The organism is Hymenobacter sp. BT559 (assembly GCF_017571525.1).
In the GTDB taxonomy this organism is placed as follows: Bacteria; Bacteroidota; Bacteroidia; order Cytophagales; family Hymenobacteraceae; genus Hymenobacter; species Hymenobacter ginsengisoli.
This window is the reverse complement of sequence record NZ_JAGETY010000002.1, coordinates 229019-243638: the sequence shown is the minus strand read 5'-3', so window position 1 is coordinate 243638 and position 14620 is coordinate 229019. Positions and strand designations below refer to the sequence as shown.

The window sequence follows — 14620 nt, the reverse complement described above, 5'->3', positions numbered from 1 at the left end:
CCGGTAGTCGGCCGGGAGCTTTTAGCTGGCTGGTATGTTCCTAAAAATGATGCCAGCCGCCTGCCCACTTGGGCAGGCCAGTACGTATTCGTTTCTTTTTTCTTCTTTTCCCACTGCCCACCTAGCTTGGTCGAAAAAGTCATCACCCTCGAAAATGTGTCCCTGGTAGACTTCCTGGGGGCCGATAACCAGAATATCCGTCGTATTGCGGCTGCTTTTCCGGGCAGTAAAATCGTGTCCCGGGGCAACGAAATCAAAGTACAAGGCCCTAGTGAAGTCATCTCGCGGGTCAATGATATCCTGAGCTCGCTCATCGAGCACTATCACCAGTATGGCGCCATCACCGACCGTGATGTAAATCAATACCTGTCAGCTACTTCCGAAGAGGCCGAAGGCCGGGTGCTGGCCGCCTCGCCCGACGTTATTCTATTCGGGGCCAAGGGCGGCGTTATCAAGGCCAAAACGCCCAACCAGCAGAAGCTGGTAGACGCCGTGATGAAGCACGACCTCACGTTTACGCTAGGCCCTGCCGGCACCGGCAAAACCTACATTTCGGTAGCACTGGCCGTGCGTGCCCTTAAGAATAAGGAAGTTAAGAAAATCATCATCTCTCGCCCCGTGGTGGAGGCCGGCGAAAGCCTCGGCTTCCTGCCCGGCGATATGAAGGAGAAGGTAGACCCCTACCTGCGCCCGATTTACGACGCCCTGGAAGACATGATTCCGGCCGAAAAGCTGAAATTCTACCAGGAAAACAAGATTATCGAAATTGCCCCACTCGCCTACATGCGCGGCCGGACACTGAACAACGCCTTCGTGCTGCTCGACGAAGCCCAAAACACTACGCCCTCGCAAATCAAGATGTTCTTGACCCGCATGGGCCCGAGCGCAAAGGTGATGGTGAACGGCGACCGCAGCCAGATTGACTTGCCCACCCGCCAGAAATCGGGCCTTATGCAGGCGCTTGATATTCTGCGCGATGTGCAGGGCATCGGCTTTGTCGAGATGACCGCCGACGACGTAGTGCGCCACCGCCTGGTGAAAGAAATCGTGCAGGCCTACGACAAGTTTGACGTGGCTGAGCAGCGCCGCGAGGCCGAGTTTAAGCAGCGGCGCCGCGAGGGCAACGAGCGCCACAACGGCCACCGTGCCCCCGAAACGGATAGTGCCGAGCTGCCTGTGAATCACGAGCAGGCGCTATAGCCTTTAGGCCGTAAAGGTTTCAAATTGAACGTCCTGCTGCGCTTGTCGAAGCGTCTCTGCCACGCCGCTAGGGTGTCGTTCGGGAGAGATGCTTCGACAAGCGTAGCAGGACGTTCTTTTCTTTGTGAATAGACTAAGTAAGGAATTGCTACCGACTGCCCAAAACCATGACCACCGTTGAAAAAGTAACCGACCTGCGCGACCTCGACGCCGCCTTCACCATCCGCGAAAAAGTATTTGTGGGCGAGCAGAACGTGCCCGCCGATGCCGAGTACGACGCCCACGACCGCGCCCGCACCACCCGCCACTACCTGGCCCGCGTAGATGGCCAGCCCGCCGGCGCCGCCCGCTGGCGCCCCACCGAAAACGGCGTCAAGCTGGAGCGCTTTGCCGTGTTGCCCGAGTTTCGCAACCACGGCGTGGGCGGGGCCCTTGTGCACCGCGTGCTGGCCGACGTGCGCGCCGAGGCCCCCGATGCGGCCCAGGTGTATCTGCACGCGCAGCTGCGGGCCATTCCGCTCTACGAGCGCACCGGCTTCCGCAAGGAAGGCGACATGTTTGAGGAGTGCGATATTCAGCACTACAAAATGGTACTAGGTTAGAATATAGGCCACGAGTTAGTGAAAGAAGAAGCCCGCAGCTCATTCCGCTACGGGCTTTTTTGTGCACAGGAAATATTTAGATAAGCTACTAAGTATTGTAGAATTCTATAACTGTTCTGCTGTCATCTTTGCTGTATGCTACAATGGTCGTTGGTTCCCTTTCTGCGCGTGGCGCTGGCGTTTATCGGGGGCATTGCGGGCTACTTATATCTGGGACAGGCGTGGGCCGGCAGCGCCGCGCCCTGGGCGGCCGGGCTGGTGCTGGCCTACCTGCTAGGGTGGCTGTGGAGCCGGCGGCAGGCCAGCCCCGCTGCCACCGACGCCGTGGGCCTGGTGGGGCTGCTGGCCGTGGCGGCGCTGGGCTTTGCCCGCAGCCAGGCCGTGACGGAAAGCCGCTGGCCCGACCATATCGGCCCGCTGGCCCCGCGCATTGAGTTTTACCGTGCCACGGTAGATGAATCGCCTGTGGTGCGGGCCAATACCTTCGCCACCACGGTGCGGGTGCAGGCCGTGCGGGTGGCTGGGCGCTGGCAGCAGGCTAGCGGCGGCATTCGCATTAGCCTGCCGCGCCACGAAACCGCCGACTCGGTGCCGGCCCCGCGCTACGGCGAGGTGTGGCTGGTGCAGGGCCGGCCTGAGTTGAGCAAGGGCCCTGCCAACCTGGGCGAGTTTGACTACCGCCGCTACCTCGAAACGCACCAGGTCTACCATTCGCAGTTTGTGCACCAGGGCCAGTATAAGGTGCTGGGCTACGCGCCCTTGAGCTGGCCGGTGGCCATTAGCCAGCGCACGGCCGCCGTGCTCGATGGGGTGTTGCGCCGCTACGTGCGCAGCCGGCGCGAGTACGCGCTGGGCACGGCCCTGGTGCTGGGCTTCAAAGACGACATCGACCACGATACCCGGCAGGCCTACGCCGACACCGGCACCACGCACATCATGGCCGTGAGCGGCTTGCAGGTGGGGCTGCTGTTTGCGGCCTTGCAGTGGCTGTTGGCGCGGGTGCCGCTAGGGGGCTCGGTGCTGCGGCGCCGGCTGCTCACGGCCGGGCTCGGGCTAGCCCTCATCTGGAGCTACGCGCTGCTCACGGGCCTCTCGGCGTCGGTGCTGCGGGCTACGGTCATGTTTACGCTCGTCATCATTGGGCAGGCCTGGGAGCGGCAGAGTAGCTTATTTAACACGCTGAGCGCGGCGGCGTTCTGCCTGCTGCTGTGGAACCCGTATCTACTCTGCGACGTGGGGTTTCAGCTGTCCTTTCTGGCTGTGCTCAGCATTGTGTATCTGCAGCCGCGCATTGTGCGCTGGCTCGACGTGCGCAACGCGGTGCTCGACCGCCAGCGCAGTTGGCACGCCCCGGCCGCGCAAAAAGCGTGGCGCGCCCTGGCCTGGCTCGCCGACGCTACCTGGCAGCTCACGGCGTTGTCGCTGGCCGCGCAGGTGGCCACGTTTCCGCTCGGGCTGTATTACTTCCATCAGTTTCCGTTCAGCTTTTTACTGTCCAATCTTATAGCGGTGCCCATTTCGAGCGTGGCCGTGTACGTGGGCGTGGTCTTGCTCCTGACGAAAGGCCTAGTGGCTTTTATCGGTCTAGCCCTGCCGGCCGCCGCCAATGCTGTGCTCGACTATCTGCCGAAAGCGGTCGGCTGGTTGTTCCAGGGCTTAATCTGGCTTTTCAACGAATACATTTTCCTCGTTGGCCGGCTGCTGCCGGGCGCCGTTATCGGTAATATTCACCTGAGCCAGTCCCAAACGCTGCTGGTATACCTGCTTATCGGAGCCGTTTGCGTGTTTCTAGCGTCGCGGCGGCTGGCCTGGGCGGGCTGGTGCGTGGTGCTGCTAGTCCTCTACGCAGGCAGCCGCGTGGCCGAAGCGCGGGCCGTGGCGCCGCTGCGCGAGTTTGTGGTCTACAGTATTCCGCGCCGCTCGGTGGTGGGTTTCTGGCAGGGCACCGCGCCCGAGTTCGTTACGGCCGACTCGCTGCCGCTCTCCGAAACCGAGCGCACCTATCGCCTCAAGCCCAGCCTGATACTGCGCCGCGTGCGCCAGCCGCGCTACTGTGTGGGCTGGTGCGGGGCCAGTGTGCCCGCCTGCCAGGTGGCCCCGCCCGACAGCCTCGAACGAACCTTCCGCTACCCACCCGCCCCGCTGGTGCTGGCGCAGTGGCGCGGCCTGCGGGTGGCTTTTGTGAGTGGCAGCCTGCGCCGGCTGGCTAGCCCCGTGCCGGCCTTCAAAGCCGACATTATCGTGTTGCGCCGCAATGCCTACCTCTACCCCGATGCCCTGGCTGCGCACTTTGGCACCGGCGCGCAAGTAATATTTGACTCATCGTGTCAGCGCTGGTATGTGGCCCGGCAAGACTCGGCCCTGGGCGCCGCCGGCTTCCGTACCTGGGACGTCAACGAGCAGGGTGCCTTTTCCTACGCGCTGCCGGCGGGCCGCTGAACGACTCAGCGAACCTCCGCGCTTTCCCTCCGCGCACCTCTGCGGTAACTTCATGCCCAACACCACCCGAAAGCAACCATTCTCCCTAGCACAGCGAGTCTTTGAAATATCGCCCTAACTTGGGCCGTTTAATCTGGGCAGCGGCTTTTGCCGTATTTATTTATTATGACTGATTACCCTACCCCGGAACTGGACACGCTGCGCTTTCTGCTCTACGAAGTGCAGGACCGCCTGGCCTACATCACGCTCAACCGCCCGGCCAAGCGCAATGCGCTCAGTGCCAATGTGGTGACGGAGCTCAAACAAGCCTTCGAGCAGGCCGAGGCTGATGATAACGTGAAAGTCATCATCCTGCGCGCCGCTGGCGACGTATTTTGCGCCGGGGCCGACCTCAAGTATCTGCAAGAGCTGCAAGAGAATACGTACCAGGAAAACCTGGCCGACAGCACGCACCTCATGCAGCTTTTTCACCAGATTTATACTGGTAAGAAGCTCGTAATCGGGCAGGTGCAGGGGCATGCCCTAGCCGGCGGCTGCGGCCTGGCCGCTTTGTGCGACATCACCTTTGCCGTGCCCGAAGCCAAGTTTGGCTACACCGAGGTCAAGATTGGCTTTCTGCCCGCTGTGGTGAGCGTGTTTTTGCTGCGTCGCATTGGCGAGGCGCGCACCAAACAGCTGCTGCTAAGCGGCGACACCATTACGGCGCAGCAAGCCCTTGACTACGGGCTGATTACGTTCATTGCCGAAAAAGACAAGCTGGCCGAAACCGTGCGCACCTACGCCCTGCGGCTAGCCCGCGAAAACTCGGGCCACAGCATCGAAATCACCAAGGAAATACTCGCTCGCCTGCCCGAACTGGCCCTGGAAGATGGCCTGCGCTACGCCGCCGAGCGCAACGCCGCCGCTCGCGCTTCCGACGACTGCCGCCGCGGCATCGCCGCGTTCTTAAACAAAGAGAAGATAGACTGGTAGCTCACAGTCACCTAGTTCTTGTCATTGCGAGCGCAGCGCGGCAATCTTTCCTTAATCGTTGGATTAGTACCCCTAGCGACAAAGAAAGATTGCCGCGCTGCGCTCGCAATGACAGACGACTTAGTATATGAATCTTTTTTCTGCCCTCGCCGTCACCCTCGCCACGTTTGCCTTTATGGAGTTTTGGGCGTGGTTTATGCACAAATACGTGCAGCACGGGCCGCTGTGGGTACTGCACCGCTCGCACCACGTGCGGCCCAGCCCGCGCCCGTTTGAGCGCAACGACTGGTTTTTTGTGATTTATGGAATACTATCGGCGGTGCTGTTTATGACCGGCGAGAACGGCGCCCGCTGGTGGTTTTGGGTGGGCGTAGGCATTGCGGCCTACGGCACAGTGTATTTTTTTGTGCACGATGGCCTCATTCACGGCCGGCTGCCTTTTTGGAAAAAAACAGATAGTGTGTATTTGCGAGCCCTCAACATGGCCCACAAAATGCACCACAAAACGCAGGGCCGCGACCATTCCGAAGAATTTGGCTTGCTCTGGGTATCGCCCAAATACCTGCGGCTAGCCCGCCAGCAGGCTGCCCGCAAGGCGCAGAGTGCGCCCGCGCAGGCCTAGGCTGGCAAACTATTTGAAGGGCTTCCGAATTAGTAAGTTCAGGAAACGTGTTGAGGTTACTTAGTTAGGTATAAGTATTAAATTATGCGTCTCCCGCCGCAGGCTGCCCGGTCTGCGGCGGGAATCTTGTCTATCCTTTCCAACAGAAAACACGGTGGCTCATTATTCTATCAGCGATTTGGAGCAGCTTTCCGGCGTGAAGGCGCACACCATTCGCATCTGGGAGCAGCGCTACAACCTGCTGAAACCCAGTCGTACTACGACAAATATCCGGACCTACGGCGAGGCCGACCTGCGCCGGCTGCTCAACGTGGCTACGCTCTGCAGTCGCGGCCAGCGCATCTCGCAGGTAGTGCGCCTGAGCGAGGAGGAGTGCCAGGCCGCCGCGCTAGCCCTCTGCAATGAGGTGAAGCCCGCCGATGGCCCGCGCCTCAACGCCCTGCTCGCCGCCACGCTCGACCTCGATGAGCCGGGCCTGCACCGCCTGTTTGACCAAGCCGTGGAGGAGCTGGGCACCGAAGAAACCCTGTTGCGGCTAGGCTACCCGCTGCTGCAGCGCCTGGCCGTGTCGTGGAAGGCCGGCTCGCTCAGCCTAGCCCAGGAGCGCTTGGTAGGCCAGCTACTGCGCCAAGAGCTGATGGCCTCGGCTGATGCCCTGCCGCTCATTCCGCTCTCGCAGGCCGATGCGCCGCGCTGGCTACTCTTTCTGCCAGAGGGCGAGTGGCAGGAGCTGTCCTTGCTGTTCATGAATTACGCCCTGCGCGCCCGCGGCCGGCAGGTGCTATACCTGGGCCCCAACCTGCCGCTGGCCGACGTAGTGGCGGCCGCGCAGGCCTTTAAGCCCAATGTGCTGGCCACCGTGCTCACAACTGCGCCGGCGCGCAACCAACTCAAGGCCTTTGCCGACGAGCTGCGGGCCCAATGCCCCAAGGCGGCGGTGGTTTTATTCGGGTCGATGGCCGTGCAGGCGACTGGCCTGCCCGACGGCTGCCTGCCGCTAGCCTGCCTGCACGAGTTTCGTGATTTAATTCCGTTTGTTAATCAGCCAGTTGAGGGGGAATTAATAGAAAAATAAAGCTCCACCATCGACTGCGTGCTACCGTTGTACGTACACGGGAAGGCCCTAGCGGGGCTAGCTGGCTAGGGCATTAAAGTGGAGAAAAGAACCGGGGAGCGAACCGGATTTCCTACTAGTGGTCTATCTTTGTTTAAGATTCTGCTACGAACCCTTCTACAATATGACTTCTCTGGAATTCACCTCCCAAGTGCAGAAAATATCGTCCTCGCTCCGCCCCGTGGCCATGAACCTCACCCGCGATGCGGATGACGCGAAAGACCTGGTTCAGGAAACGTTGCTGAAGGCGCTGCTCAACAAGGACAAGTTTAAAGCGGGTACCAACTTGAAGGCGTGGTTGTACACCATCATGCGCAACACCTTCATTAACAATTATAACAAGATTACCAAGCGTAGCTCGAACATCGACTCGACGGAGTACTTTCAGTACTTTAACACCGATGAGAACTACATCACGCACAACGGCGCTACCACCGATTTTGTGGTGCGTGACATCAACGAGGCCATCGCTAGCCTGGGCACCGACTACCGCACGCCCTTCATGATGTACTACATCGGCTACAAGTACCTCGAAATTGCCGAGAAGCTGCAAATTCCGATTGGCACCGTGAAAAACCGCATTCACATTGCCCGCAAGGACCTCAAAGCCGCTCTTAAAGTATATGCCCCCGCTGGCGCCGACCGCGCTGGTGTCGAGGCGGAACTAGCTGAGGACTAAGCGCCTGCATAAGCTTAAAAAACGCCCGTCGTTTCCTGTTCGGAAGCGGCGGGCGTTTTTCGTTGTAGGGTCTGATTAGTTACCCTAGCTAATAAGGTTTCGCCCTGACATGGCGTCGTACTAAGCCGCCTGAATATACCGGCGCTTGATGTGGATGTCTTCACCCTGAAAAGGACCAGTGTGGAAGGGATAGAACTCGATGTGGGGCCGCTGCTCGGCGGGCACCATGCGCCACGACTCGCGAAAGTCCTGGTTGATGCGGCGTAGCTCGCTGAAGAACAAGTTATTGAGCGTGTCGTCGTGGCGTAGGTGCAGCGGCTGGCGCTCGGCCAGCTCGAAGCACACCCGCAGCTGCTTGTCGGCCTGGGCGCCCTCGCTGGTGAAAAGCGTGAAGGATGTGACGCGCTCGGCCAGCTCGGGCACGGCTAGCAGGGCTTCCTGCACATCGGGCGGCGACACCTTGCAGCCGAAGTACGCCACGGCCATGTCGGCGCGGCCGTAGTGCAGCAAAATGGGCAGGTCGGAATATTCGAGAGCCAGGTCTTCGGGGCGCAGGCCGCAGTTGTGCAGCAGGCGCTTGAGCTCGGGAAAGCGAATAATCTGGGCGCGGTCGTGGAGGTTGTACCGGATTTTGGGTGAGAGGTAGTCGGGCCGGCACAACGTGACCAGCAGCTCGCCCTCGGGTGTGGTTTCGAGGTGAAAGTCGGCGGGGTTGAACTGAAATACTACCGGCACCGCGCCCGGAAACTTGAGCAGCCGGCTAGCCAACGCCGGCCGGCGCAGCAGCTCCCGGCGCAGCCCGATGGTGAAGTCGTTTTCGGCCCCGATGTTCAGCTCCAGGTCGCTGGCCCCCAGCGAGCCATACACCCGCCGGATGCCGTGGGCCAGCAGGTAGCCTCGCATCAACTCGCTGATGCCTTCGCCGCCGTAAATCATGCATACGTCGTAGTCGGTCCAATTGAGGCCCGCCGTGTCTACCAACAGCTTCAGAAACGGCGGGTAGCCCAGGATGAGGTAGCGGTGGCTAGGGCCGAAAAACTGCAGCGTGGCCGCGATTTTGGGCACGTCGGGTCCGGTCGATTTCAGTATGGCCACGTCGGTGAGGCCCATCGTGATATTAACGCCCGTGGCCCAGGGCCCCATCGCAAACGCATTGATTACGAAATGCGGCCCCGGCCCTACCAGCCGGGTGAGCCCAAACTCCAGCATGCGCTTGTTGGCCAGGCGCTCGGCCTTGCCACGCACCCAGTTGGTGGGCACGCCGCTGCTGCCCGACGACTCGTCAATGATAACGCCCTGGGCCGGCACACGCCCGCCGCGGCAGCGAGCCGCAATGGAGTAGGGCTTCACGTAGTTTTCCTTGTCCATGATGGGCACCAGGCTGAGGTCGGGCACAAGGCCCCTAAACCGCACCCCGATAGCCCCCTGGCTGGCCAGAAATTGACGGTAAGCCGGCGTGCCCCGCCTCGCCGCTTCAAACACCGCTAGGGCCTTCCATTTGCCGATGTTCCAGCGCAGCGCCTCCATGTGAGGGAGAAAAAGCAGGACCATCGTGCTGTGGCGCAATTCCAGCAGATGGCGCCAGGCGGCCAGCAGGCGCACCAGTGCCAGCACGGGGTAGGTTTTCAAGGAGGTTTTCATAGAAGTAAGTCGCTAGGAGTGAGGCGCAAACTGCGGGGCGGCTCGGTACTGTAGCCCAGGCGCACCAGCAGCCAGAGGGGCTGGTCAGTGGGGCTAGCCCCGATTTTAGAGAGAAATTGCTGATGAGCCGCCGCGTTGGTGACCACCGAGCCAAAGGGGTGCAGGTACACCTCGAGCCGGGTCATTTCGAGCCACAGGCGTTGCATAAGGGTGCCGGCCCCCAGTCGGCGCGCGTGGCGAAGGGCCCTTGCAGCCACGCCGTGGTGGTCGTACCGTGCATGCTATGTCTATACACTTTGCCCAGCACCGCCCGCTTCCAGGGGCTGCGAAAGCGCTCGCTGTGGAAGAAGAAATTGTGCATGAGCCGGCCCGAAAAGCCCATGCAGCGGTTCCAGAGGCCATCCTTCTGCTGCTCGGCCTGCGCGTCGGTAGTCCGAATCCATTGGCTAAGCTCCTGGCGGTTGGCCGGCTCATCAAGGTCGGCAAAGAGCGTCTGGCGGTTGAGGTCGAGAATGAAATCGACCATCGCCGGGTCGTCGGAAAAGCAGAGCTGGTGGCCGTGCTGGGCCGCCAACTGCCCTAGCCGCTGTTGCACGGCGGTAGCCACGGGGCGGCCATCGTAAGCGTGGCGAGCGGTGCGGCGCCACTTCAGCAGCTCGCGGTTGGGGGCAGGCTGGGCGCCCGGCGTGAGGCGCAGCGTGGCAAAGAGCTGGGGCGTGGTAGCGGTGTAGTTGAGTTGGGCCTCGGGGGCGTGCTCCGCCGCCAGGTGGTAGCCGAGTGGCGCGGCCGCCACGCGCAGGCTTTCGATAAACATGGCCAGCCCGATGATGGTGAAGCACGAGCTAGGGTCGGTGTGGCGCAGCAGGCGGGCCGGGTCGTAGCACAGCTCGGCCTCGGTGTCGGAGAGCACCCGCAGGCGCCAGGGCTGAATGTTATGCGGTGAGGGCGACCAGCGGGCGTAGTCGAGCAGCAGGCTCCAGCGGGCCCCGGCGGCCGCGGGGGTGCCAGCCGCCCTGACCCGGCTAGCCCCCAGCGTAGCCGCGCCCAATCCGAGCGCGGCCTGCCACAAAAAAGTACGTCGTTTCATAGTTCAGAAAGGTGTGAGAGTAGGGCATTGGGCCAGGGAGGCCGGCCGCTGGGCAATGCTGCGCGACCAGGTCAAAAGTGGCCTGTCGGCCCTGCCGCGAACAAGCGTATTCTTGTTTCCCTCAGACTTTGACTGAATTATGGATTAGTATTTATAAATTTGATTGTGAACGATTTATGCGATATATAAAAGAGTTTTAAAATCGCGCCTCAGTCCCTCAAAAAGGCCATTGCCTGCCGCTGGCTGCTGGCAGCCTGCCCAAACAAAGTCCGGGGCCGTATTGTAGCTTGCGAGACTTAACCTCGTCAGATTCCCAGTTGGCTTCTTCTGCTTCTCCCACGGCCGTTGTTATCGGCGCAGGCTTTGCCGGCCTTGCGGCGGCTACTACGCTGGCGCAGGCTGGCTGGCAAGTCACCTTGCTCGAAAAGAACAGCGGGCCCGGTGGACGGGCGCGGGTGTTTGAAGCTGAGGGCTTTACCTTCGACATGGGCCCTAGCTGGTACTGGATGCCCGATGTGTTTGAGCAGTACTTCCGGCGCTTTGGCAAGCGCGTGGCCGACTACTACGAGCTGGTGCGCCTCGACCCGTCGTACCAGGTGATTTTTGAGGGCGACGACGCGGTGGATATCCCCGCTAGCCTGCCCGCCCTGCGTCAACTCTTTGAAAGCCTGGAGCCGGGCAGCGCCGCGCGGCTCGACGAGTTTCTGGCCCAGGCCAAGTACAAGTATGACGTTGGCATCAACAAATTTGTGCACCTGCCCAGCCGCTCGGTTACCGAGTTTATCGACTGGGAAATCGTGAAAGGCGCCGTGCGGCTCGACCTGCTGCAAAGCATGGCCAAGCACGCGCGCAAGTTTTTCAGCCATCCCAAGCTGCTCAAGCTCATCGAGTTTCCGGTACTGTTTCTGGGAGCCACGCCCGAGAATACGCCGGCCCTGTACTCGCTTATGAACTACGCCGACCTCGCGCTCGGCACCTGGTACCCTAAGGGGGGCATGCACCAGATAGTGCGCGGCATGGTGGCCGTGGCCGAGGAGCTAGGGGTCAAAATCGAATACAACCAGCAGGTAAGCGAAATCGTGGTTGAACAGGGCCATGCCACCGGCGTGCGCACGGCCAGTGGCTTCTGGCCGGCCAGCGCCGTGGTGGCCGGGGCTGACTATCACCACATTGAGCAGCAGGTGCTAGCCCCCGAGCACCGGCACTACTCGCCGGCTTACTGGGATTCGCGCACCATGGCGCCCTCGTCGCTGCTCTTTTATCTGGGCGTAAACCGCAAGCTGGCAAAGCTGCTGCACCATAATCTGTTTTTTGACGAGGATTTCAGCCGGCATGCCCACGAGATTTATGAGGCGCCGCAATGGCCTAGCCGGCCGCTGTTCTACGCCTCGGTACCCAGCAAAACCGACCCCACCGTAGCCCCCGAGGGCCAGGAAAACCTGTTTTTGCTCATTCCGGTGGCGCCCGACCTCGCCGACCCCGAGGCTACTCGCGAAAAGTATTACAACCTGCTGATGGATAGGCTGGAAAAGCACTGCGGCCACACCATTCGGGAGCACGTGGTGTATAAGCGCAGCTATGCGCACCGCGACTTCGTGAGCGATTATCACTCGTTTAAGGGCAACGCCTACGGCTTGGCCAATACGCTAAAGCAGACCGCCATTCTGAAACCCACGCTTAAGAGCAAGAAAGTTGATAACTTGTACTTTACGGGCCAGCTGACGGTGCCGGGGCCGGGGGTGCCGCCCTCGCTCATTTCGGGCCAGGTGGTAGCGGGCGAGGTACTGAAGGAAATCAAAAAGTAATGGACCACGAAGCCCTTTTTACCGACACCAGCCTGGCGTGCGCGCAGCTCATTACGCGGCGCTATAGCACGTCATTCTCGCTGGGTATCCGCACCTTAGACCAGTCTTTGCACCGGGCTATCTATGCGGTGTACGGCTTTGTGCGCTGGGCCGATGAAATCGTGGACACCTTCCACAGCCAGGACAAGGCGGCGCTGCTGGCCGAGTTTGAGCGCGATACCTACGCGGCCATCGCGGCGGGTTTCAGCCTGAACCCCGTGCTGCATGCCTTTCAGTGGGCGGTGAATGCGTATCAGATTGACCACGAGTTCATTGATGCCTTTCTGCGGAGCATGGAAATGGACCTCGAAGACCGCAGCTACCGCCAGGAGCTGTACGAGCAGTATATCTATGGCTCGGCCGAAGTGGTGGGGCTGATGTGCCTGCGCGTGTTTTGCCAGGGCCAGCCGGCGCTATTTGAGCAGCTGCGTGCGCCGGCCAGGCGGCTGGGGGCCGCATTTCAGAAGGTGAATTTCCTGCGCGATATCCGCTCCGACTACGAGGAGCGGGGGCGGGTGTACTTCCCCGGCCTGCGCTACGAGCAATTTGACGACGCCGCCAAGCAGGCGGTAGAGGCCGACATTCGGGCCGACTTTGAGGCTGCCTATGAGGGCATTCTGCGGCTGCCGCGCACGGCCCGGCTAGGGGTCTATCTGGCTTATATCTACTACCTTAAGCTATTTCACAAGCTACGGCAGGCCCCGGCTACGCAGGTGCTGGCCGAGCGCGTGCGCCTGCCCGACAACACCAAGCTGCTGCTGCTGCTGGGCTCGTGGCTGCGCTTTCGGCTGCGGGCCGTGTAGCGCGGCTAGGGCACTGAAACCGGCTCGGCGGCGTTGGCAGGGGCTGCGCGACTACTCGCGTGGTCTCTAGCTTTGCACCCATGAAACGACTGCTTGTTCTTGCTCTGCTGAGCGCGCTGCCAGCAGCTTCCGGCGCGGCAACGGGTCGGCCTCCCCTACGTACCTCCTCTATGTCCTCTCTCCAGCCGGCTACCCTGCGCCGCCACTACGAGCAAGCCGCTGCCGGCAAAGAAGCCGGCGAAAAATTTTACAATCTGCTGCGCGACTACGCCGGCCAGGATGCCCTGGTGCTAGGGTATAAGGCTGCCTCTGAGGCTATTAAAGCCCGCGATGCGTCGATGCTCAATAAGCTCACCTACGTGCAGCAGGCTGCCAAAACCTTTGACCAGGCCGTTGGCCTGGATAGCAATAATGCCGAAATTCGCTTTTTGCGCTTTTCGGTGGAAAGCAACCTGCCGCCCTTCCTGGGTCTGAGCAAGCACGTAGACGAAGACAAAGCATTTTTGCTGAATGCCACGCTGCAGCATCCTGGCTCGGGCCTGGATGCTGAGGCCTTCCAAACCGTGCGCGGCTTTCTGGTGGGGCGCGGGCACCTGAGCGAGGCCGATGCGCAGCGCCTGGCCCAGGTGAAAAGCTAGGCAGCTAGCCAGCGCTAACGAGTTGGATAAAACCGCGCTGGCTAAGAAATACCTTCACCGACGGCAACCTTAACTACCACTTAAGAGTTAGCTTCGCGGTATGCAGTCCGGTTTGCACCTCAGCGTTCGTATCGACCCCAACTCGGGGTTCTGTTTTGGCGTCATTTACGCCATTCAGATGGCCGAGGACTTGCTCGCCGAGCAGGGGTACTTGTACTGCCTGGGCGACATTGTGCACAACGACGAAGAAGTGCAGCGCTTGGAAAATAAGGGCTTACGCATTATCGGCCACGACCAGCTCAACCAGCTGCGCGACGAGGCGGTGCTCATCCGGGCGCACGGCGAGCCGCCGAGCACTTACCAGCGGGCCATGGAAAACAACCTGACGCTCATTGATGCCAGCTGCCCCGTGGTGCTCAAGCTTCAGAACCGCATCAAGGCCAGCTTCGACCGCCGCGAAAAAATATTTATCTACGGCAAGCACGGCCATGCCGAGGTGGTGGGCCTGCTAGGCCAAACCAGTGGCGAGGCCATCGTATTTGAGAATCTCGACGAGTTGCTGCGCCACGAGCTGCCCGAAAATATTACCCTCTACAGCCAGACTACCAAAAGCACCGACTCTTTCTATCGCATTAAGAATGAGTTGGTAGAGCGCGGCTTCCAGGTGAATGCGAACGATACTATCTGCCGGCAGGTGAGCAACCGCGACGAGGCATTGCGCCGCTTTTCGGCCCAGTTCGACCAGATTGTATTCGTATCGGGCACCAAGAGCTCGAATGGTAAGGTGCTCTACCAGGTGTGCAAGGATACCAATCAGCAGACGCACTTTGTGTCGAAAGTCGAAGAACTATGCCCTAGCTGGTTTCAGCCGGGGCAATCGGTGGGGATTTGCGGGGCTACCAGCACGCCCATGTGGCTGATGGAACAGGTGCGCGACGCGCTAGAGCGTTTTTAAAGCCGGTGCCCAAACTCTCCGCGC

Annotated in this window: 14 protein-coding genes; 11 read left to right on the top strand and 3 right to left on the bottom strand. The window is 60.8% G+C overall.

Annotation, left to right across the window (positions count from 1 at the left end):
• The first annotated feature begins 126 nt into the window (after nucleotides 1–126).
• From J4D99_RS03635 to J4D99_RS03605, 7 genes are all read left to right on the top strand, one after another.
• Entirely contained in the window at nucleotides 127–1200 is a 1074-nt protein-coding gene (locus tag J4D99_RS03635; protein WP_208130350.1) for a PhoH family protein, read from the top strand.
• Nucleotides 1201–1367: 167 nt separating this feature from the next.
• Nucleotides 1368–1802 (top strand): GNAT family N-acetyltransferase, encoded by a 435-nt coding sequence (locus J4D99_RS03630; protein WP_208130349.1) that lies wholly within the window; start codon nucleotides 1368–1370, stop codon nucleotides 1800–1802.
• Nucleotides 1803–1937: 135 nt separating this feature from the next.
• A complete protein-coding gene (locus J4D99_RS03625; protein ID WP_208130348.1) occupies nucleotides 1938–4241 on the top strand; it encodes a ComEC/Rec2 family competence protein in 2304 nt (767 codons plus the stop codon).
• 165 nt (nucleotides 4242–4406) lie between these two features.
• The gene (locus J4D99_RS03620; RefSeq protein WP_208130347.1) at nucleotides 4407–5213 is read left to right on the top strand and encodes an enoyl-CoA hydratase/isomerase family protein; all 807 of its coding nucleotides are present in this window, start codon (nucleotides 4407–4409) and stop codon (nucleotides 5211–5213) included.
• A gap of 127 nt (nucleotides 5214–5340) precedes the next feature.
• Nucleotides 5341–5835 carry a sterol desaturase family protein gene (locus J4D99_RS03615; RefSeq protein ID WP_208130346.1) on the top strand — a complete coding sequence of 165 codons (495 nt, stop codon included), beginning with the start codon at nucleotides 5341–5343 and terminating at the stop codon, nucleotides 5833–5835.
• A gap of 154 nt (nucleotides 5836–5989) precedes the next feature.
• Nucleotides 5990–6910 carry a MerR family transcriptional regulator gene (locus J4D99_RS03610; protein WP_220235681.1) on the top strand — a complete coding sequence of 307 codons (921 nt, stop codon included), beginning with the start codon at nucleotides 5990–5992 and terminating at the stop codon, nucleotides 6908–6910.
• A 163-nt stretch (nucleotides 6911–7073) separates the two neighbouring features.
• The gene (locus J4D99_RS03605) at nucleotides 7074–7628 is read left to right on the top strand and encodes an RNA polymerase sigma factor (protein WP_208130344.1); all 555 of its coding nucleotides are present in this window, start codon (nucleotides 7074–7076) and stop codon (nucleotides 7626–7628) included.
• Between the two features lie 120 nt (nucleotides 7629–7748).
• Here J4D99_RS03605 and J4D99_RS03600 read toward each other — a convergent pair whose 3' ends face one another.
• Genes J4D99_RS03600 through J4D99_RS03590 form a run of 3 tightly spaced genes read right to left on the bottom strand, consistent with a single transcriptional unit; the run spans nucleotide 7749 to nucleotide 10356 of the window.
• Nucleotides 7749–9269, bottom strand: a complete 1521-nt coding sequence (locus tag J4D99_RS03600; protein ID WP_208130343.1) for a phenylacetate--CoA ligase family protein — start codon at nucleotides 9267–9269, stop codon at nucleotides 7749–7751.
• Nucleotides 9266–9475 (bottom strand): hypothetical protein, encoded by a 210-nt coding sequence (locus tag J4D99_RS03595; RefSeq protein WP_208130342.1) that lies wholly within the window; start codon nucleotides 9473–9475, stop codon nucleotides 9266–9268. Before J4D99_RS03595 ends, J4D99_RS03600 begins: the two co-directional genes overlap by 4 nt.
• Nucleotides 9451–10356, bottom strand: coding sequence for a hypothetical protein (locus J4D99_RS03590; RefSeq protein ID WP_208130341.1), 906 nt, complete (start codon nucleotides 10354–10356; stop codon nucleotides 9451–9453). Before J4D99_RS03590 ends, J4D99_RS03595 begins: the two co-directional genes overlap by 25 nt.
• Before the next feature lie 317 nt (nucleotides 10357–10673).
• On the opposite strand from J4D99_RS03590, the gene crtID reads away from it, so the two are divergent.
• The 4 genes from crtID to J4D99_RS03570 all read left to right on the top strand — a co-directional run bounded on the left by crtID (nucleotide 10674) and on the right by J4D99_RS03570 (nucleotide 14596).
• Nucleotides 10674–12161 (top strand): bifunctional phytoene desaturase/3,4-desaturase, encoded by a 1488-nt coding sequence (crtID, locus tag J4D99_RS03585; protein WP_208130340.1) that lies wholly within the window; start codon nucleotides 10674–10676, stop codon nucleotides 12159–12161.
• Entirely contained in the window at nucleotides 12161–13003 is an 843-nt protein-coding gene (locus J4D99_RS03580) for a phytoene/squalene synthase family protein (RefSeq protein ID WP_208130339.1), read from the top strand. The genes crtID and J4D99_RS03580 overlap by 1 nt, the downstream gene beginning before the upstream one ends.
• A gap of 170 nt (nucleotides 13004–13173) precedes the next feature.
• A complete protein-coding gene (locus J4D99_RS03575; protein ID WP_208130338.1) occupies nucleotides 13174–13641 on the top strand; it encodes a hypothetical protein in 468 nt (155 codons plus the stop codon).
• Between the two features lie 100 nt (nucleotides 13642–13741).
• Nucleotides 13742–14596: a 4-hydroxy-3-methylbut-2-enyl diphosphate reductase gene (locus tag J4D99_RS03570; RefSeq protein WP_208130337.1), complete on the top strand. Its 855-nt coding sequence runs from the start codon at nucleotides 13742–13744 to the stop codon at nucleotides 14594–14596.
• The last annotated feature ends 24 nt before the right edge of the window (nucleotides 14597–14620 follow it).

Excerpts from the sequence above, each read along its gene's own strand:
- J4D99_RS03615 (WP_208130346.1), top strand. The coding sequence starts at position 5,341 with ATGAATCTTTTTTCTGCCCTCGCCGTCACCCTCGCCACGTTTGCCTTT.
- J4D99_RS03595 (WP_208130342.1), bottom strand. The coding sequence starts at position 9,475 with ATGCAACGCCTGTGGCTCGAAATGACCCGGCTCGAGGTGTACCTGCAC.
- J4D99_RS03590 (WP_208130341.1), bottom strand. The coding sequence starts at position 10,356 with ATGAAACGACGTACTTTTTTGTGGCAGGCCGCGCTCGGATTGGGCGCG.
- J4D99_RS03600 (WP_208130343.1), bottom strand. The coding sequence starts at position 9,269 with ATGAAAACCTCCTTGAAAACCTACCCCGTGCTGGCACTGGTGCGCCTG.
- J4D99_RS03575 (WP_208130338.1), top strand. The coding sequence starts at position 13,174 with ATGTCCTCTCTCCAGCCGGCTACCCTGCGCCGCCACTACGAGCAAGCC.
- J4D99_RS03580 (WP_208130339.1), top strand. The coding sequence starts at position 12,161 with ATGGACCACGAAGCCCTTTTTACCGACACCAGCCTGGCGTGCGCGCAG.
- J4D99_RS03605 (WP_208130344.1), top strand. The coding sequence starts at position 7,074 with ATGACTTCTCTGGAATTCACCTCCCAAGTGCAGAAAATATCGTCCTCG.
- J4D99_RS03570 (WP_208130337.1), top strand. The coding sequence starts at position 13,742 with ATGCAGTCCGGTTTGCACCTCAGCGTTCGTATCGACCCCAACTCGGGG.
- J4D99_RS03630 (WP_208130349.1), top strand. The coding sequence starts at position 1,368 with ATGACCACCGTTGAAAAAGTAACCGACCTGCGCGACCTCGACGCCGCC.
- J4D99_RS03625 (WP_208130348.1), top strand. The coding sequence starts at position 1,938 with ATGCTACAATGGTCGTTGGTTCCCTTTCTGCGCGTGGCGCTGGCGTTT.
- J4D99_RS03620 (WP_208130347.1), top strand. The coding sequence starts at position 4,407 with ATGACTGATTACCCTACCCCGGAACTGGACACGCTGCGCTTTCTGCTC.